The organism is Stieleria magnilauensis, assembly GCA_007753675.1.
Classification (GTDB): Bacteria; Planctomycetota; Planctomycetia; order Pirellulales; family Pirellulaceae; genus Stieleria; species Stieleria magnilauensis.
Genome location: CP036432.1, coordinates 9,395,381 through 9,414,791, shown reverse-complemented (window position 1 = coordinate 9,414,791; position 19,411 = coordinate 9,395,381). Strand labels below are relative to the sequence as shown.

General features: G+C 59.5%; 15 protein-coding genes and 1 pseudogene. 2 read left to right on the top strand and 14 right to left on the bottom strand.

All coding sequences use genetic code 11. From position 1 onward, the window contains the following. Positions 1–33: 33 nt before the first annotated feature. The 14 genes and pseudogenes from TBK1r_RS33865 to TBK1r_RS33800 all read right to left on the bottom strand — a co-directional run bounded on the left by TBK1r_RS33865 (position 34) and on the right by TBK1r_RS33800 (position 16,867). Positions 34–681 (bottom strand): hypothetical protein, encoded by a 648-nt coding sequence (locus TBK1r_RS33865; protein ID WP_145220108.1) that lies wholly within the window; start codon positions 679–681, stop codon positions 34–36. Between the two features lie 309 nt (positions 682–990). Further along, positions 991–3,405, bottom strand: coding sequence for a carboxylesterase family protein (locus TBK1r_RS33860; RefSeq protein WP_419580663.1), 2,415 nt, complete (start codon positions 3,403–3,405; stop codon positions 991–993). A gap of 322 nt (positions 3,406–3,727) precedes the next feature. Beyond that, positions 3,728–4,447: a hypothetical protein gene (locus TBK1r_RS33855; RefSeq protein ID WP_145220105.1), complete on the bottom strand. Its 720-nt coding sequence runs from the start codon at positions 4,445–4,447 to the stop codon at positions 3,728–3,730. Then, on the bottom strand, positions 4,444–5,112 hold the full coding sequence (locus tag TBK1r_RS33850; protein WP_145220103.1) for an RNA polymerase sigma factor: 669 nt from the start codon (positions 5,110–5,112) through the stop codon (positions 4,444–4,446). Before TBK1r_RS33850 ends, TBK1r_RS33855 begins: the two co-directional genes overlap by 4 nt. A 3-nt stretch (positions 5,113–5,115) precedes the next feature. Beyond that, a complete protein-coding gene (locus TBK1r_RS33845) occupies positions 5,116–5,820 on the bottom strand; it encodes an FHA domain-containing protein (protein ID WP_145220101.1) in 705 nt (234 codons plus the stop codon). 340 nt (positions 5,821–6,160) lie between these two features. Further along, on the bottom strand, positions 6,161–6,940 hold the full coding sequence (locus tag TBK1r_RS33840; RefSeq protein WP_145220099.1) for a lipoate--protein ligase family protein: 780 nt from the start codon (positions 6,938–6,940) through the stop codon (positions 6,161–6,163). 4 nt (positions 6,941–6,944) lie between these two features. Then, positions 6,945–7,346, bottom strand: coding sequence for a glycine cleavage system protein GcvH (gcvH, locus tag TBK1r_RS33835; protein WP_145220097.1), 402 nt, complete (start codon positions 7,344–7,346; stop codon positions 6,945–6,947). Between the two features lie 158 nt (positions 7,347–7,504). Further along, positions 7,505–8,641 (bottom strand): glycine cleavage system aminomethyltransferase GcvT, encoded by a 1,137-nt coding sequence (gcvT, locus tag TBK1r_RS33830; protein ID WP_145220095.1) that lies wholly within the window; start codon positions 8,639–8,641, stop codon positions 7,505–7,507. A 284-nt stretch (positions 8,642–8,925) separates the two neighbouring features. Further along, positions 8,926–9,195: pseudogene (locus TBK1r_RS33825) on the bottom strand (HAD hydrolase-like protein); the annotation flags it as partial. Between the two features lie 94 nt (positions 9,196–9,289). Further along, entirely contained in the window at positions 9,290–11,560 is a 2,271-nt protein-coding gene (rnr, locus tag TBK1r_RS33820; RefSeq protein WP_145220093.1) for a ribonuclease R, read from the bottom strand. A gap of 337 nt (positions 11,561–11,897) precedes the next feature. Next, a complete protein-coding gene (locus TBK1r_RS33815) occupies positions 11,898–13,325 on the bottom strand; it encodes an aldehyde dehydrogenase family protein (protein WP_419580662.1) in 1,428 nt (475 codons plus the stop codon). Then, positions 13,322–14,026: a class I SAM-dependent methyltransferase gene (locus tag TBK1r_RS33810; protein ID WP_145220089.1), complete on the bottom strand. Its 705-nt coding sequence runs from the start codon at positions 14,024–14,026 to the stop codon at positions 13,322–13,324. The genes TBK1r_RS33815 and TBK1r_RS33810 overlap by 4 nt, the downstream gene beginning before the upstream one ends. Further along, positions 14,023–15,297 (bottom strand): glycosyltransferase family 2 protein, encoded by a 1,275-nt coding sequence (locus TBK1r_RS33805; protein ID WP_145220087.1) that lies wholly within the window; start codon positions 15,295–15,297, stop codon positions 14,023–14,025. Before TBK1r_RS33805 ends, TBK1r_RS33810 begins: the two co-directional genes overlap by 4 nt. An 85-nt stretch (positions 15,298–15,382) precedes the next feature. After that, entirely contained in the window at positions 15,383–16,867 is a 1,485-nt protein-coding gene (locus tag TBK1r_RS33800) for an ArnT family glycosyltransferase (RefSeq protein WP_145220085.1), read from the bottom strand. A gap of 196 nt (positions 16,868–17,063) precedes the next feature. Between TBK1r_RS33800 and arsS the strand changes: the two genes are divergently transcribed. Together arsS and TBK1r_RS33790 are read left to right on the top strand one after the other, a co-directional pair. Then, positions 17,064–18,095 (top strand): arsenosugar biosynthesis radical SAM (seleno)protein ArsS, encoded by a 1,032-nt coding sequence (gene arsS / locus TBK1r_RS33795; protein WP_145220084.1) that lies wholly within the window; start codon positions 17,064–17,066, stop codon positions 18,093–18,095. A 37-nt stretch (positions 18,096–18,132) separates the two neighbouring features. After that, positions 18,133–19,290 carry a methyltransferase domain-containing protein gene (locus TBK1r_RS33790; protein WP_145220082.1) on the top strand — a complete coding sequence of 386 codons (1,158 nt, stop codon included), beginning with the start codon at positions 18,133–18,135 and terminating at the stop codon, positions 19,288–19,290. The last annotated feature ends 121 nt before the right edge of the window (positions 19,291–19,411 follow it).

The following is a 19,411-nucleotide window of genomic DNA, read 5'->3' as shown; positions in this document are numbered from 1 at the left end:
AAAGCGAGGGACAGAATCCGGGCGCGGATCCGCTCAGCGACGGTTCGCCGCTGGCAGCGATCGCTCTGGCCCGGCGTTTCGATTGTGTCCCCAATTCCACACCGCCCCGGCCGTCAACAGCAGGGTGACGATCATCGTCAGGATCAGGCTGGGGCGCGTGGCAAGACGTCGCAGCGTCATTGCTGGCTTTGCCGTCGTCGGCCGGACGTTTTGGAACGTCGTCACGTCCGTTGCAAACGCTCGCCCCTGACACACTTCGTCGATGTGATGGGTCGCGGTCGACGACTCAGACGCTTCGCAGGATTGGATCAGGATCTGACCATCAGCGAATTCCGCTCGCCCGGCCCGATACAGGGCGGCGGGACGGATGCGGCCCACATGGGCGCGGGAGTGACGATCCATTCGCTGCCGCGGATCCAACAGCCGATACGTCGAAACGGCGATTCGCGAGAGTTGTTGTTCGGTCATCGGGTTCGGGGCGCTCAGCTGTCGCCTGGCCAACGATTTGGCGGCGCGGCTGGCCGCGTGACGGATCACTGCAAGTCGAGTTTCGGTCGGCTGGATACCGATCCGCTGAAAATCGGCCGGTCCCAGGGTGACAACATCATCCACCACGTCCGCGTCGCCGACGGGTGGGGCAAGAAATTCGAATTCAGCCGGTTTGGACAAAATGCAAATCACAGGATGGGGAAATCAGTTCGCCGCACAGGCCGCTAGGTGGGCCGATCGAAGGGGCAGACTGAAGGGACGGTGGGAATGTGGCGTCGGCAAGCGTTTCGATTGCAGCTTGGGAATTCAACGCCCAACTAATGGGAGCCCAACAACCCAGGAACGGTTCGCTGCCAAACTTGGACCTTTTTTTCTCCGGCGCCATTCGACAGATTTAGTGCCATATTGTCGGTGGCGGGAATAGGATCGTCCAGTTTTTTTAGCTCCGCGTGACCCGTCTCGCCGTCAGGATGCCGGCAGGGTGCAAATTGAAGCCCTAGGTCAGTCATTCATGGGCACTCGAATCCTGGCCCAAAAGGGGCGTTTGCGGTCGGCTCGTCGCCGGGTGTCCTCGAGCAGCATCTCCAGTTCACCACCAAATCGGTAGTAGTCGGGCACCCGGTCGCGGTCTCGCCGAATCACGATCTGCTCGTTCAGATCCACCCCCATATCGGGGCGAAGACACAACATGAAGGAGTCGGACGGGCCGTCGACGCGGATTTGGTTTCCGCCGCCCACCGACGCGTCGATTTTCCCGGATCGCTTCCGTTCGGCCTGCTCCCACAGCACCGGGTTGATTTCCACCAGCGGTTTCAATGGCCCCAACTCCAACCACCAAAAGTACTGGTCGCCCTTGCGCATCGTGACGGTATTGATTTTCTCCGGCATCGGCTTCCGCACGTGCGTGGCGACGTTCAACCATTCAAACAGCTTGGGGATTTCTTCGTAAAAATCCTCGCGGCCTCGACCCCGGTACATCACCACGGTCGCGTCGTTTCGCACATTCATGTAGTCATCCAAGACCCCGCCCATGCGGATCAGCGGCGGCTTGGGACCGGAGGCTTCACCCATCACAAAGTACAGCGGGATGTATTCCGCGTTGGGAAAGTAGTGCTGAATCGTCTTGGACGGTTCTCCGTTGATGCTGATCATGCCCGCCCAATGGTCGGGATGAGCGAGTGCGATGTCCCAAGCGGCCGTCGCGCCGTCGCCGTGTCCGGCCAGGAAGACGCGATCGGCATCGATCGACGCGCGACGCATCGCATGCCGAAGCGATGACAGCACGGCATGGTGCTCACGCGGCGTGTACTCGTAACTTCGCTGTGTCGCCCGTCCCCATTGCGGCGCGACGACGATGTAGCCGTTGCGCGTCGCATGTCCGATCCGCGTGCCTTGGGAGGCATCGAAATCACCCGCCCACCAGGCCAGCTCCGATTCCGGTGGCGATCCCGGAGGAGCCAGCACGACCAGACACGGGTACTCGCGATGCGGATCGTACTCCGGCGGCAGTTGAACCAAGTATGCGGGTTCGTCGATCAGCGAATCCTGCTCTTGTTCCGCACCGGCAATGTTTCCGACACGGAACATCCCGGGGATCGTCGGATCCTCTGATCCATCCGGCCACTCCTTGACCGGCAGCAGTTGCGGCAGCAATCGCGCGACGTACTCGATCTGGGAACCTTCGATGCCTCGCAGTTCCTCGAGAATCTGTGGCCGCCGCGCCAGATCCGCCGGTCCCAGGTACTCGGCGACCAGGTCACGGACTTGGACCAAGGACGATGCGACGACCAAGTTCTGTTCACCCGAGCCGGGACCCATCAGCCAACCGGCAACCGCCAGGGCGACACGTTCTTCCAACGTCACGGTTTCGGAGTCTCGCAATCGCGAGTAGTCGTTCAAGCGGGGCAGGGTTGCCGAGCTGAGACCGTTTTCAATTTCGCCGAACACCTTTTGCAAGGAATCCCGTTGGCCTTCGGGAAGCTTGGCCAAATCGGCGCGCAACGCTTCGACCAGGTCTTTGACTTGTTGATCGGATTCGGCCAGTTTCTCCGACGCGATTTTGACTTTCTCGCGCGTGATCCTGCCGACGGCGTTCATCGGAAATCGTTGATAGACCGTGCGGGCATAGTTTTCTTGTCCCACGCTCGCCCGTAGCGCGGCCTCGTCGATCAATTGATTGGCTTGTCGATTGACGATGCCGATCAACTGGGTTTTCATGTCCTTCAGTTCTGGGAAAGCACGAATCGTCCGGGTCAGTTCTTCTTCGGCGGCGCGAAATCGTTCGGCTTCGATGAAGAAGCGGACCACGGTCAGGCGTTCGTTGACGTCGGTTTGGTCGATCCGTTGGCGAAAGATCCGTTGCAGGGTATCGGACATGATCGAACTGGTCGCGACACGCATGTCCCATTCGTATGCAGGTCTCGATGCGAGCGCCTCGACCTTTGCGTAACGCGAGTTCAATTCCGTGATGCCTTGAACGATGTCGATCGCCGCGCCCGTCGGTCCCCGGATCGTGACCGTACGACGTCCATACTCGTTGAAATCTGAGACGCCCAGGATGTCGCCGATGCCCTGGATCGCGCTGCCGCCAAGCGACAACTTTTGATTGAATTCGATGGTTCGCTCGATGCCACGGACATCTTGCGGCGGACCGGCAACCATGCCGCGCTCGTGGATGTAGACGCGGCGCAGACCGTCATCCACTAACAGAATGGGCCGTGACTTGGGTTGTCCCCGTCCGCCGGCTTGAAACGGATCTTGGTTTAGCGACGCGATTTCGGCGAACAAGCCTTCCAGCGCGATTCCGCTTTTGAGCACGATCCGTTGATCGGCGTTGGCAAACGAGCCTAGCGCCACGACCGCGATCACGGCGGCGGCGAGCGAGGAGAGTCGGAATCGTCGCAGTCGCATCATCATTCGATTGCCCTGTTAATCCACCAAAAAGTCGTTGAAGACGCTGTGCATCATGTCATGGTTGCGACGCGCGGGGCGTTGAATGAACGAGGTAGCGGAACGCGTCAACGGTTGTCGATTGAATCAGCCGTTTGGCGCGAGCCTACGGGCCTCGGTGCGTGTTCTTCGCCCTTGAGGCCCGTACGCTAGCGCGATACGGCTAATCCCATGTGTGATCCGATTCTATCGACAAGCCAACAAGCGTTTCGCTCACCTTTGATAACGAAAGTTGTTGCTGACTTCCCGTTCATTCAGTCACCGACTCCCTCGACCTCGCTACCCCCCACTATACCACCGACGCGAAACCGATCGCAGAATCGAGGGTAGAGGTCTGTTCCTGGAAGGGTTTCGGTTGGATGGTCGGCGTCAAGTTGGGTGCATCGATCGTAGTCGAGCCGGACTGGATCATCAGAATGGCAATCGCCTGTTTCATCGAACGACCAATCGGTGCGACTCCGATTCGAACGGAGTTAACGGCTGGAAGGGTGTGGTGCACCCAGGGTTCGTCCGAGACCACACTCCACCACTGACTGGTCGACAAGCTGATCGCCGCGGTCGGTGGTCGCGAGGGTTCGTTGAGTGAGGTCGCTTGGGCACGCTCAGCGGCGCCGGGGGAGGGTGGGATTTGAGAAGCGAAAGTTCCGTCGGTGATCAGCGATGCGACCGCGAGCGATTCGGGGGTGCCGGTGGAGGGATCGGTGGACAGCCGGCGACTGGCAATCGCCACGCACACCAGGATGACAGCGGCGGTCGCCCATGCCCCGGTCGCCCATCTCCCGGTCGTGGCCATGGGGACGCCGCGGCGACTGGGCATCCTCGGTTCAGTGTCAGCAGGCGAAAGGGGGGCTTCCGCCGAAACGAAGGCATCGATCGTGCACCAGATCTGCAGGCTGTCGCGACAGGTCTGGCATTGGTCGGCATGGTCGCACAGCAAGGCGTCTTGGCCGACATCCTGTCGCGCGTCCAAGAGCTGATCCAACCGATCGTGAAACTGGTCGCATCTCATTTCAAAGCCCCTTTGTGCTGCGGCGCAGTGCCAACCGTGTTGCCCGGCACGACGTCTCGTTGCCTGAGTTGTTCGATCAGGGAGAGCCGTGCGCGATGCACCAGCGTCTTCACGGTGCCGATCGGGCATCGCATCTGTCGAGCGATTTCGACGTAGGACATCGATTGCTCATGGAAGTATTCAAACGCGATGCGTTGCCTGTCGGGAAGATTTCCGAGGGCCAACGAGATTTCTTCACGCATCGCATCGGCGGCGTGGTTGTGGCCGGTGGCCAGCGATTCCGGTTCGTCGGCGTCAGTCAGCGGCGCGTAGACTTTGCGGCGGGCGAGATGGCTGCGGGAGCGATTGCCGGCGACGGTGGCTAACCAGGGCTCGAGCGGACGTCGGGGGTCCCAGCGGTCCAGGTACTTGGCGACTCGACTGAAGGTATCTTGTGTCGCGTCCTCGGCGTCTTGTCGATGTCGCAGGATGGCGAAGCAGATGCGGAAGACAAAATCGTGATAGCGTTCGACCAGCAGTGCAAAAGCGCCACTTTCCTGGGCCATGATCCGGCGGGCCAGCGCGACATTGGATTCGAGGGTTGCACCGCCGGAACCGTCGATCGAAGGTTGCAGGTCGGCGGGCTCGGGGCGGCCACGCATCCGATGGTTCTGGCGTGGAGACAAGGTTTAACGTCCGCTGAAGAATCGTTTCAGTGCGTCGTCGGCGGCGGCCTTGGAGCTGTCCGTCATTGACTTCTTGAGACCTTCGGGCAGTTTGCCTTTCTTGGTTTTTTTCTGCTCGCGCAGTCGTTCCAACAGCGAACTGTCGTTGGCCGAAAGCTCTGTGCTATCGCTGGAGGGATCCTTGGAAGACGAATCGTCGTCCTCCTCCTGTTCGGCTCGCTTGAGATCATCGATGCGGAACTGGCGTGTGTCGGGATCGGAAAGCTTGCGGACACGGTCGATTTGATCGGCTTCGTCCAGCCAGCCGGTCACGTCGACTTCTTCGAATCGGCTGTCGCTGTCTTGGACCGTTCGTGCGGCCGCTTCACCGACGTCGGCGACTTGTGGTTTTTTGGCGCCCTTGAGTCCGTGTTCGATGACGACTTCAAAGAGCAGTTTGCCGATCTTGAGCGAGTCGCCGGCGGAGAGGATCTTCGCGCGATCGCTCGGCAAGCGTTTCTCATTGACATACGTACCGTTGCGGCTTTTCAAATCCTGGATCAGCAACCGGCCGTCACGGATGACCAAAATGCAATGTTTCCGGCTGATCGAATCACTCTTGGGGCGCAGCTGGCAGGATTCACTGCGGCCGATCAAGAACTTATCACCGCTGATCGGGATCTCCGTCCCCTCGTGGCTCCCCGTCATGACCCTCAGCTTTACTTGCATACGGCACCTGTTCCTATCTTGACTTCCGCTGAATCACGGTTTGCGCAACTTGACTTGTCAGCAGCTGATAAGCGATGGGGCCACGAGAAAGCGCGTGGCTGGGCCGACAAGGGTGGTGGTATTGTAGACAGTTGCAGAGGTGGGGAAAATGCCGTAATGGCCGTTTTGCGTTCAACCGCAGCTTTGTCGATACCCGCCCGCGAAAGGGGGTTGGCGTAAATGCGCACTGGATCATCTTGCTCGGCTCACTCTCTGATGCACCCTGTTGTCTCTCTTTCCGGCGGTCAGGATATCGTATTCTCAACGCCTGTGTGCGATTGTCGCGACAACTCACTTGATCTTAACGACGGGTCCACCACTCGGATCGGCCGAAGCGGCTCGCCACGATCTCATCGGCCCGGGTCCATTCAGTCGCGGTTAACACGTCCGATTCGAACGCGATCCCCGACAGCGCTGCAAATTCTTCGCTGATTCGCTTCCAAAGCGTTTCGGGGTCGAGGCTGATGGGGGTCAGGTCGACAAGTCCGGGCAATTCGCTGGCGTACTCACTGGCACGCAGCAGCAGACTTCCGTGTTGCAAGATCGAGCGTTTGAAACGCCGTTGGGCGCTGCCGAGTACTTTGTACCCGCTGACAATCAGGTCTTCGTCGGTGCGGCGTTGAAAGCAGAGGAAGGGATCGTCGCTGGCCGCAAGCGTTTTGGCGGCGGGGGTTTTGTTCAGGTAATAAGGTCGCGCGTCGATCCCGTGGCGGTGCAGCGCGTTGATGATTGCGGCGTGGACGCGACGGTACAAATCCGTTCGTGCCCCGTGTTCACCCGCCGAGCTGGGCACGGTCAAGCTGTACGTCAATTCGTGATGATGCAAGATCGCACCGCCTCCGGTGCTGCGCCGGACCCGCTCGGCGATGTCGAAACGCGGCGACGCATCGGCGCTGGATTGAAAGTACCCGAGCGAGAGGGTCGGAGCAGCCCAGGTGTAGAACCGCAGCGTGTACGTCGGCGCGGACCCCGATGGGGCGTTCGCGCTGACGGATTCGGCGATCGCTTGGTCCACCGCCATGTTCCAGGCCGATTCGCCCTCGCGATGAAACAGCAATCGCCCGGGGCGTGGATCAGTCATGGGATCAACCGGATTCGGCGCACTGCTTTTCGTAGGCCGCGAAATCCATCAGGTTTTCCAGTGCGGATTCATCCGCAATTTTCAGTTTGACGATCCAGCCGAAGTCATAGGGATCGTCATTGAGTTGATCCAGATTGTCCGGCAGCTCGGCATGCACTTCGATCACTTCGCCGCCGACGGGGCTGTACAGTGGGCTGACCGCTTTGACGGATTCCACTTCACCGAATTCTTCACCGGCATCGATCGTCTTCCCGACTTCGGGAAGTTCCATGTAGACCAGATCGTTGAGTTGCTCGATGGCGAAGCCTGAGATTCCGATCGTCGCGATCTTTTGACCGCCTTCTTCGGCAACGTCGACCCACTCATGGGTCTCGGCATACAGAAGTTTGCTCTTGTCGCGTGACACTTTGGCTGGTTCCCTTGGAGGTGGTTTTGGAGTGGTTTTCGGGTAGTGGACGAGGCGACGAGTCCTTTCGGATTGCCAGCTGCGAGGACTCCTCGCGTCGTCCACGACCGTTGACCCGAATCTTAAGGCGAGACGGAATACTAGTATGACAGATGCCCCTACTTCTTGGCACGCCGGTAGAACGGCAATTTGACGCGGGTGGCCGGCGAACGTTTGCCTCGAATGTCGATCTCAAACTCCGACGCCGTCGCGTGTTCGGCGTCGACCATCGCCATCGCGATCGGATAACCGAGCGTCGGTGAGGGACCGCCGCTGGTGATCTTGCCGATGACCTGGCCGTCGGTCGAAAGCACGTCGCATCCCTCGCGGGCCGGTCGGCGGCCGCCGGGCAGCAGGCCGATGCGGACCCGCCGCGGGCCGGCGGATTTGACCGCCGCGATCGCATCGCGACCGATGAAGTCTCGGTCGTCGAGATTGCAGGCGAAATTCAAACCGGCGGTGATCGGATCAACCGTTTCATCCAGCTCATGACCATACAGCGGCATCGCGGCTTCCATGCGAAGCGTGTCGCGGGCACCCAGGCCGGCGGGGACAAACCCCGCGTCGCGACCGGCCAGCAACACGTTTTCCCAAACCCGAGTCGCCTCTTCGGCCCGCACGACCAATTCGAATCCGTCTTCACCGGTGTAGCCGGTTCGGCTGACGATGACGGGTTTGGAGAATTGGTCGGTGATCCGCGCCTGATAATATTTCAATCGACTCGGGTCGAACGAAAACAGCCGCTTGCAGGTCTCCATCGCCAGGGGACCCTGGACCGCGATCATCGCCGTCAGCTCGGTGCGATCGGAGAACGTGACCCGGGGGAAATCGTCGAGGAGGGGTTTGATCCACTCCACGATCTTTTCCCGGTTAGACGCGTTGACGACCAGCAGGTGGTAGCGTGATTCGCTGGGCGTTTTCAAATGGGAGACCAGGACATCGTCCAAAATCCCGCCGTCTGGATTGCAGACCATGCCGTAACGAACGCCGCCGATCGGCAGATCCGTCACGCGCCGCGTCAGCAATCGGTCCAGCAACGCTTCGCTGCCGTCGCCGTCAAACCGCAGCCGTCCCATGTGCGAGACGTCAAACAGGGCCGCGGCGTTGCGGCAGGCGTGGTGTTCGCTGACGATCGATTCGTATTGAATCGGCATTTCATAGCCGGCAAACGGGACCATCTTGGCCCCGGCCGATCGATGCCAGTCGCCCAGCGGCGTTTGCGCGTACGTTTGTGGTGAAGAATCGGCCTGACTCATGCGTCACTCGGAAAATGGGTGATGGCGTGGTCGCTCAGAAAGCGGGCAAAGATGTCAATGATCGGCAGGGACGCGGGTGAAACAACACGCCGCGAAGGTTTCGGCGGTGACCGCCAAAGCAAAAGTGTACCGAATAAGGGACGCGGTTCCAGGGTCGGTAAAACTGAAACACGCGTCGTCTGGCCCCCGCGTTGTCTCGCGTCAGGGAATGATGCCGACAGGAAAACTGCAAAGGATCGCTCCGATCCGGTTTCCCGTTGAAAGGGCATTCTGTCCGGCGTTCGTCACGCGTTGGCGGCGGCCCAGGCGGCGAAGTTGGTGACCGTGTCGTCGTCACGGTTGGCAACCGGCAAGCTGGTTTGGACGAACTCACCGACATCGCACAAGTCGGCAATCGATTCGACAATCACGTCCGGCCCAAACGCGAATTGGTCTAAATCTTTTCGTTTCGTGCCTCCGGACAACGTCAATACCGTTCGGTAGCCCATTTGGACGCCGCCGAGAATATCGGTCTCCATCGTGTCGCCCACCATCACGGTTTGTGAGGTGGCCAATGTCGAATTAGCGGTACTGGGCTTGCGCCCTCCCCGAGCCGTCGATGCAAGCGGAAGAAAGAGGTGTCGAATCGATGGTCACGTTGACCGAGCGCTAACGCCGTTTCCGTTTGCCCTTTTGGCGACGGTCCTTTTTGCGTTTTTCCTTGTGCGTCAACTTGCCGCCGCCGGACTTGCCGGCTTTCGCGCCGCGGTCATTGGGGTTGCTCTTGCCGACCGAGTGGTTTTTGACCGGTTCCAAAAACAGTTCGCGTTGGATCAGGTCGACGCGGCTGATTTTGACCGTCAACTGATCGCCCAGTCGATAGCGATGATGTGCTTTGAAACCGACCAGCATCTGGCCGCGACGTTCAAATCGATATTGATCCGACGGAAGCTGGTCGACGCTGACGTAACCGTCGACGGGAAGTTTGATGCAGCGTGCCAAAAAGCCGTCGGCAAAGACGCGGCTGATGACGGCGGTCATCGTGTCGCCCAAGTGTTTCTTTAAGTAATGCAGCAGTTTCAGCTCGGTCAGTTCACGCTCGGCTTGCGCCGCGTTGCGTTCCATGTCGCTGCAATGGTGCCCCAGTTGCAACAACGCACCGACGGATTCATCGGGAGTCTTCTCGCCGGCGTGGAGTCGGTCGATCAGGCGATGGACGGTCAAGTCCGGGTAACGCCGAATCGGACTGGTGAAGTGACAGTAGTGCTGCATGTCGAGCGCAAAGTGGCCGTCGGTCTGGGGGCCGTAGACCGCTTTGTTCATGCTCTTGAGCACCGCGAAATTCACGGCGTCTTCCAGCGGTGTGCCGGCGACGCGGTCGAGTACGTTTTGAATTTCGAACCGGCTCTCGACCGAATCAATTCCCAGTCGCAAGTCACGAACGAAGTGGGACAGTTGACGCAGTTTGCGCCGTTCCGGCGGCGGGTGGATGCGATGCAAGAACTTCAGCCCCGCGTCGTCCAGCCAGGTCGCGACGGCTTGGTTGGCCGCCAACATGAACTCTTCGATCAACTGGTGGCTTTCGGTGTTCTCTGTCCGGTACGCGCCTTTGACTTTGCCGCTGCGGTCCAGTTCCAATTTGACTTCGGGCATGTCCATCGAGATCGCGCCACGTTTAAAACGCCGCTTGCGGATCATCATGGCCAGTGAGTGCATGTCGCGGAGCATGTCACAAATCGCATCGCCCCACTTCTCGCGATACTTGTCCGGGGCTTCCAGGAATTGGTCGACCAGACGGTAGTGCAACCGCATGTCACTGCGGATCACACTGTTGTGAACTTCGCTATGGATCACGGTGCCGTCATCGGTCATTTCGATCTCGACCGATTTTGCCAACCGGACTTTCTCCGGCTGCAGACTGGCCAGGTGATTGCTGATGATTTCCGGCACCATGGGAATCACGCGATCGGGCAGGTAAACGCTGGTCGCCCGCTGACGCGCTTCCTGGTCGAGTTTTCCGCCGGGGTGGATGAAGTAGCCGACGTCGGCGATGTGCACCCACAAACGCCAGCGCCCTTCGTCTTCACGGACCAGCGAAATCGCATCGTCAAAATCACGCGCGTCGTAGGGGTCGATCGTCAGCGTCAATTGTCCGGTCAGGTCCAGCCGATCGGCCGGAGGGTTGTCTTCGTCGAATTCATCGGCCCGCTTTCGCGCTTCGTCGATCACCGCTTCGGGGAACTCATCGGGCAATCCGTATTGCCGCATGATGGTCAGCGTGTCGATCCCGGGATTGGTGGAACTGCCGAGTCGTTCCAACAGGACCGCTTCGCCACCCTTGCCGTTTTCGCCGGGGAACGTCACCACTTCGACAAACACCTTGTCGTCTTTTTCGATCGGCAAGCCTTGGATGTCGCCGATGAAGACCGGTGCGTCGTGTGGTGTGCCGTCCAGGTAAACCGCCGGTCGGCCGTCGACCATGTTGAACGTGCCGGTGAATTGTCGCCGCGATCGCTCGATGATTCGGCTGACACTGCCTTCGCTGCCGCCGCGGCGACTCGGTCGGACTTTGACTTCGACCAGGTCGCCTTCGAACGCCCCGCCGGTCTGTCCCGGTGGAATGAACAGGTCTTCGCTGACCGCTCCGTCGCCGGAGTCGCCCGGCCGGACGAAACCGAATTGTCCACCGGCGGCCATGCGAAAGACGCCACGGATCCGGTCCAGGGGGCCGCCGATCGCCCCGGTGCTGATGATCAAATGATTCGACGCATAGATCAGACGACCTTCCAATACCAATTGCTTGATCGTGCGTCGCAGTTCCCGATAGTCGTCCGCGTCTAGATTGAGTGTTGCCGCGATCTGTTTGGGTTTGCTCGGCCGGTATTCCGGCGAGACGACCAACCGCATCACGCGGTCGGCGAGTTCTTGTGAAATTTCCATATCCTGAAGGTAACGTTGTAAGTTGTTTGTTGTAAGTTGCGGGTTCTGAGTTCGGGTTTGCGAAATCCGCTCAAGGAGGTTTAGTTTGTGACGGTGGTGGGGAGATTTGGTCAAAAAATTTAGTGGTCAAAAAATAAGAAGAAATTGGATGGGAACTTCATTGAAGAATTGCGTCTTCATTTTTTGACCAACCCATTTTTTGACCAACTCATCTCTTCTGAATTCACCTTCCTGGCGGCAGGGCGAACGATGCAACAAAACGGCATCCAAGGATCCCGTTGCAGTCAGCGAATTCTGGCCCTTGAATCGCAACTCTGAGAAACCAGGACCGGGAATGCTACCCCCGCAGCGTGACCCATTTCCAGGTCGTGAAGTCTTCGATGCCGGTTTCCATGCCTTCGCGGCCGAAGCCGGATGGCCCGTCACCCCCGAAGGGGACTTCGGGTTCTTGCTGGATCGTCATGTCGTTGACGTGAACCATCGCAGTCCTCAGAGAGTCTGCGAATGTCATCACCGCATCGAGATCCGACGTGAAGATGGCTGCTGAGAGCATGCCGGGGGAGGCGTTGGCGAGTTCCAACGCGTGCTGGCGGTCGTTTGCCGTCTCGATCGAGACGACCGGCCCGAAGGTTTCTTCGCGAAACAGCTTCATGGAAGCAGTGACACCGGAAACGATGGTGGGGTTCACTCGATTGTTTGTCCATCGATTCCCGCACAAGATGCTTGCTCCGCCGTCGACCGCATCAGTCAGGTGATCGCGTATCCGTTGGCGGGCATTCGCCGTGATGATCGGGCCGATCACCGTTTGCGGATCCGTCAGCTCGCCCATCCCCAGCGATTCGGACGCGGCGACAAAACGCTCCGTGAACGCTTCGGCCAACGATTCGTCGACGATCACGCGGCTCGATGCCATGCAGATCTGGCCCTGATAGATGAACCCGCCCCGCACGGCCGCACCGACCGCCGCGTCCAGGTTCGCGTCGTCGAGCACGATCAGCGGGTTCTTGCCACCGAGTTCGAGCGTCACGCGTTTTCCGTATCGACCGCACATCGATTGCACATGCCGTCCGATCGCCGCCGAGCCGGTGAAACAGACCGCGGCGATCTGGGGGGCGGACACCAAGTCGTCGCCGATCTCCGCGCCGTCGCCCAACACCATGTTCAGCGCCCCGGCGGGCAGCCCCGCATCGTGGTATAGCTGAGTGATCGCGGCGGCAATCATCGGCGTCTGCCGCGATGGGAGCCAGACGACTGTGTTGCCCGTCGCCAGCGGCATGCTGCTGTGTTTGATGCCTTTGATCAGCGGGACGTTGAACGGGGTGATGGAGGCGACGACGCCGAGCGGTTTTCGAAACCCCAGACTCCAACGGCCCGGTACGTCACTCGAATAGGTCCGCCCCGTCATCCGTCGGGCCATCGCGGCGTTGGCTTTTAACACGCGGGTCGCGATTCCGATTTCCATCGACGCCTTGCCGACGGGGGAGCCGATTTCGCGGATCAGCAGGTCGCGAAAGTCCGCCGATCGCTGTTGCAGCAGTTCTGCCGCACGCAACAAGATCGCTTCCCGTTGCGACGGTCCCAAGTCTTGAAAACGCTCAAACGCCTTGGCGGCTGAATCGACCGCCAACGCGACATCACCGGCGTCGCCACACGCTGCGGTAGCAATCACCGAGTCGTCTTCGGGGTTGAGCGATTCGAAGGTGTGGGCGGACGATGACGCGCGGTGTTCACCATCGATCCAGTGGTGCAGGGTGGGACGGTTCAATGGACTCTCGGTGCAGCGATGGCGGCAAGTTTTCCCCAGGTCGTCTTCCAGGATTCGATCTCGAAGTGCCGCTGGAACGTCTCGCGGATCACGTCGGGCATCCCCAGCCATTGTTCGTACGTCACGCGTTCTCGCTCGGTCATGATCGCCAACGCGTCGCCTTTGGCATACAACGTTCGCATCAACGACAATTCGGTCACGGCATGGGCGAACACCAGAAACGGCGTCTTCCACGGTTCAATGACGTAAAATTTTCCTGACGGTTTCAGGATCCGGTGGACTCCCGCCAGCGCTCGATCCAAGTCCGTCGGCATGTCCGGCAGGTGATGCAGTCCGCCCTGGACGATCACGACATCATAGTGGTTCGCATCCAGCGGCAAGTCCAGGCAATCGGCCAAGTGCAGTTGTGCCGGCCCGCGATACTCTTCCAACAGGCTGTCACTCAGATCGACGCCTTCGAGGTTTCGGAACCCCATTCGCTCAAGTGCGACGAGCCCGTTGCCGCGGCCGCAAAAGATTTCGACGATGCGACAGTCGCGTTTCAACGTTTCGAACCCGAATCGCCGCAGTCGTTTGATGAACTTGGCGATCTCTTGCTCGGGCGTTTCAAATCGTTTGTAGGCGGCTTCCCAGATAGGATCGCAGCACAATTGGCCCGCGGCGACGTGACGAATGATGTCCGGGCTCGACGAATCGTTCATGACAAAGTCTCTTGCGGCGACGAGGGCGTTGTCTGGCGATCGTCATTTGTTTCCGCAATCGGCCGATCGAGTCGACGTGAACGCTGCATCATCAACACGCCGCTCATCAGCGATGCCATCGCGGTCTGGAAACCGATCGCGACCAGCGTCACGCCCGGCACGACCCACCGCATGGTGAACGGGTAATCCAATGCGCCGAAGTCCTGTTGCCACCATCGCCAGACCACGAAACCGATCATCGCGGCGCCGCCGATTCCGGCCGCAATCCCGAACGCCAGCCCACGTTCGACGGTGACGTGTTCCAGTTTTTCGTGGGGCGGCATCATGCCTTCGCGTCCGGTAAAGATTCTCGCCAGCGTCGCCAGCAACACGCACTGCCATCCCATCAACACAAACAGGCTGGCGACCAACAGCGTGTGGACATCCAACGCCGCGCCAAACACTTTGACTTGCGGCAGTGCCAATGCATAACCCACCAGCCCGATCATCAACAGAACCAAGCCGGGACGGAAGAACGTCCAGGTAGGACTAAACGCCAAGAACAAACGCAGGGTTCGCCAGCCGTCGCGAAAGGTACGCAAATGCGGCGGGTGCGCCTGGCGGCCATCGGGATGAAGCGTGATCGGCACCTGGCTCCACGACGTGCCATGCGAATCGCGGTGCAGCCCGCTCTTGATGATCATCTCCGTCGCGAATTCCATTCCCGGCGATCGAAGGTCGAGCTGGTCATAGTGTTTTCGTGTGAAGCCGCGCATCCCACAATAGATGTCGTTGATCGGGATGCGAAACATCAATCGAACGAGCCAGCTGAGCACGGGGTTGCCGAACCAGCGATGCAAGAACGGCATCGCGCCGGGCAGGACCCGGCCGCCACCGCGGGGCAGTCGGCAGCCTTGGACCAAATCGTGGCCTTGCCGCAGCGAGTCGATGAATTTGGGGATTTCCAGAAAGTCGTAACTGTCGTCGGCGTCGCCCATCAGCACGTACTTGCCTCGACTGGCTTCGATGCCGTGCATCAACGCGGCGCCGTATCCTCGCTGCGGCACGTCGACGATTCGTGCCCCTTGTTCGACTGCCAAGTCCTGTGATCCGTCGGTGCTGCCATTGTCGGCGACGACGACTTCGCCCACGATGCCCGCTTCACTCATCGCCCGGACGGCTTTCTCGACACAGGTTGCCACCGTATCGGCTTCATTCAGACAGGGCATGACGACCGACAGTTCCATCGGTCTGGTCGGATCACTCGGCCCGCTTTCCTTTGAACTGTTCATTTTCGCTGGGTCGCTACGGTAGGATCGTCGTTCGGGAACAGTTGGTCAAAAAATGGGTTGGTCAAAAAATGAGGGCGTGATTCATTCATGAAGTTCCTGCACTTTTCTTTCTTATTTTTTGACCACTAAATTTTTTGACCAAACCTCCCCACCAAACCTTCAAACCACCGGCACCTGTCGAAAGAGAGACGATCGCCAACGCGATGACCAGCAGGACAATTGGCTCGACGATCATGCGGTAGCGATACGCGGGGATTTCCAGCACCGCGGTGACGGTGGCAAAATAGCCGAGGATGGCCCCCAGCCAAAGGCCTGCGGCGCGGGTGGGCCGTCGCCAGATCAACAGCATCGTCGAAGCGAGCGTGGCGAACATCAATAACGTGTTGCCGGCCAACCAATTGCTCCAGCGATGGCGGAGGGCTGTATCGACGGGTGGGACTTTAATGCCCCAGACCGGCTGTCCCCCATAAAACTTCTCGGACAACTGCTCACGCGTCGCGGTACCGTCGGCTGCCAGATCGGCCAACTGAGCCGGGATCTCCGTCGCCCGTGTTCGCCAAAAGTTGACCAGCCGGCGGACTGCTTTTCTCGCGAACTGCAACGGTTCCTCCGCGATCGCATCGGTGGCCACCCGCTTCATCAATCGGTCCGCCGAGGGGTCGTCCATTCCCGATGCGGTCAACGCGTTGGAGACGGTCCAGGTGTGTCGCCAGCTCTGTTCGTCGGACAGGGTTGCCCAAACGCCGTCTCCCATTTGGGTCTTCAGTTGCGCCGCACCGTCAGTATCGGGTAGCTCCAATCCGGCGCCGCTGCCGTCCTGAAAGGTGACGATCCAAATGTTGCGGCCGACGAATTCGGTGAGCATGGCTTTTCCGAACAGGGCGTGATTGCGGGCCAGCCAGGGACCGACGCAGGCAACCGTTACGATGCCGGCCAGCATCACGCAAATCCAGCCGCGGCGACGACAAAGATGCTTCGTCGCCGGATTGGCAATCCAGTACCAGCAGGTGATCACGTAAACCACGTCGGCGATCCACACCAGCATCGCTACCGGACGCGTCAAAATCGCCAACCCCAGTGTCAGTCCGACGAAGACTCCGCCCGCCACCGTCGGCTGGCGGGTAAACCGGGCGACCGTCCACAGGTGCAGGACGACTGAAAAGACGAAGAGTGTTTCGGTCAGCACCGTCGTGACGTACACGGCCGAACAGAGCATCGGAATCGCCAGGGCCACAACGACCCACACGACACGCCGGCTTCGCGAAATCTCCGCCGCCAATGCCGCGATCAATCCGATCGTGGCGATCCACAGCACACTCTGGAAGCAAACCAGGGCGAACAGCGGATCGCTGCAAGCGGCCCGGAACAAACCGATCAGCCACGGGTAGGCCGGGGTTCGATAGGCGACCGGGCGCTGCATCAACAACCAATCACCGTCGGCGACCAGGCCGCCCAATTCCCAGTAAAACCGGGCGTCAAGCACCATCGGGCTGGGGCCACGCATCACGACGCCGACCACTTTGGCGATCAGCAATCCGAGGAGCAAGAAGAACCCGATTTTTCGCGGCAAAGACAATGTTCGTCGATTCGGTCGTGGTGCCTGGTGTACCTGTCTCGCGACTGCTACGCCGGTCGTGGCCGGAAAGTTCTCGATCGGCGGGCGGATTCGGCGGCAATTCCCGCTGGCGGTTGCACACGCCGCATGAGCATTGTCTTATCTTTGCATTTCTTCTCTGTGTCCCAACGTTCCTTCGATTGCTGCGTCCATGAAGTCACTTTTGCCGGTCATCAACACCGGTTTGCCTACCAACCTTGTCCAGCCGTTCGCCGCCCGGGTCGCCCGCGAAGCCTCGCCGATGCGGCGGATCGCGGTGGAGCAATTGCAAATCAACCTGGGGAAACTGTGCAACCAGACCTGCACGCACTGTCATGTCGATGCCGGGCCGACCAAAAAACGCGAGAACATGGATGCCAAGACGGCGGCCCGTGTCGTCGAACTGTCTCGCGATTGTCGTGCCCTCCGTACCGTCGATCTGACCGGTGGCGCGCCGGAAATGAATCCGAGCTTTTGTTACCTGGTCCGTGAGTTCCGCGGTCGCGGAATCCGGGTCATCGATCGCTGCAATCTGACCATCCTGCAACAACCGGGCTACGAATGGGCCGCGCCCTTCTTGGCAGACCATGGCGTCGATGTCGTGGCCTCGCTGCCGTGCTATCTGGAACAAAACGTCGACGGCCAACGCGGTGATGGCGTGTTTCGGCAAAGTATCGATGCACTGCGACGGTTGAACGATCTCGGCTACGGTGACGATTCCAGCCGGCTGCGGCTGGACTTGGTGTTCAACCCCACCGGCCCGTCTCTACCGCCCGACCAAGCGAGTTTGCAGGCTGATTACAAACGTGAACTTCAGGCGCGCTATGGCATCCGTTTCAATCAGCTGCTGACGATCACGAACATTCCGATTAAACGCTATGCGATGTTCCTGGCCAAGAATCAACGTCTTGAGCAGTACATGCATCTGCTGGAGGAGAACTTTAATTCCGCCGCGGCAGAATCGGTGATGTGCCGATCGCTGCTGTCGATCGCCTGGGATGGTGCGATCTATGATTGTGACTTCAACCAGATGATCGACCTGCCCGCGAGCAGTTCCGCCGTTGGTTCTCATTCAACCAAGCCGCCGACGATCTGGAACACCGATTCGCTGCACCAGTTTGCCAACCGCCGCATCGCAACCGCAGACCACTGTTACGGTTGTACCGCCGGCGCCGGCAGCAGTTGCAGCGGCGCATTGTTGTAACCGTCTCCTTTTCCTCAGCGAGCAGCCTTCGCCAACCATGTCGACTTTGAACACCGAATCCGCCGTTCGTCAACGTTATTCCTCGGCCGCCGAAGCGCGTGAACCCGCACTGTGTTGTCCGGTCGACTATGACCGACGCTACCTGGAAGTCATTCCGCAAGAAGTGATCGATCGCGATTACGGCTGCGGAGACCCTTCGAAATATGTCCGTCAAGGCGAGACGGTGTTGGACCTCGGTAGCGGTGGCGGAAAGATCTGTTTCATCGCCGCACAAGTCGTCGGCGAATCCGGCGCCGTGATCGGCGTCGATATGAACGACGACATGCTGGCTCTGGCAAGAAGCAGTCAACGCGTCGTTGCCCAGCGAATCGGGTACGACAACGTCCGGTTCTGCAAAGGCAAGATTCAAGACATGCAGATCGATCGGGATCACGTTGATAAGTATCTGTCAGACAACCCCGTCGATAGCGAAGCCGCGTTGCAGCGGTTTGAAGCGTTTGTCGCAGACCTGCGATCGCAAGAACCGATGATCGCCGACAACTCGGTCGATGTCGTGGTCAGCAACTGTGTGTTGAATCTGGTCGACGCGGCGGAGAAGGAAAAGTTGTTCGCGGAGATCTTTCGCGTCTTGCGCCCCGGCGGACGGGCCGTAATCAGTGACATCGTCAGTGACGAACCCGTCCCGCTGCACATGCAGCAGGACGGGCAACTGTGGAGCGGATGTATCAGCGGGGCACTGCAAGAAAAGGAGTTCATCGACGCATTCACTCGGGCAGGATTTCAAGCCGCCCAAATGCCCGCCTATCAAAGCGAACCCTGGCAAATCGTCGAGGGGGTCGAATTCAGGTCCGTCACGGTGATCGCGTACAAGTATCCCGACACGCCTTGCTATGAACACAACGAAGCGGTGATGTATCGGGGGCCCTACGCCTGTGTGAAAGACGACGACGGGCACGAATTCACCCGCGGCGTCCGAGCCGCGGTCTGCCGCAAAACCTTTGAAAAGATGCAGCGTGAACCTTACTCGCAAGATTTCCTCGGCATTTCACCGGCAACGGAAATCCTGCCGGAAAACGCCGCGCCGTACGACTGCACCGGAGGCCAGGTCGCCCGCTCGCCGAAGGTCACCAAAGCCGGCGGAAAATCGGTGAAGCTACCGATCGACGATTGCTGCGGGGAGGGAGGGTGTTGTTGACGGAAGATTTTGGGGTAGGAAGATTTTGGGGTAGGAAGATTTTGGGGTAGGAAGATTTTGGGGTAGGAAGATTTTGGGGTAGGAAGATTTTGGGGTAGGAAGATTTTGGGGTAGGAAGATT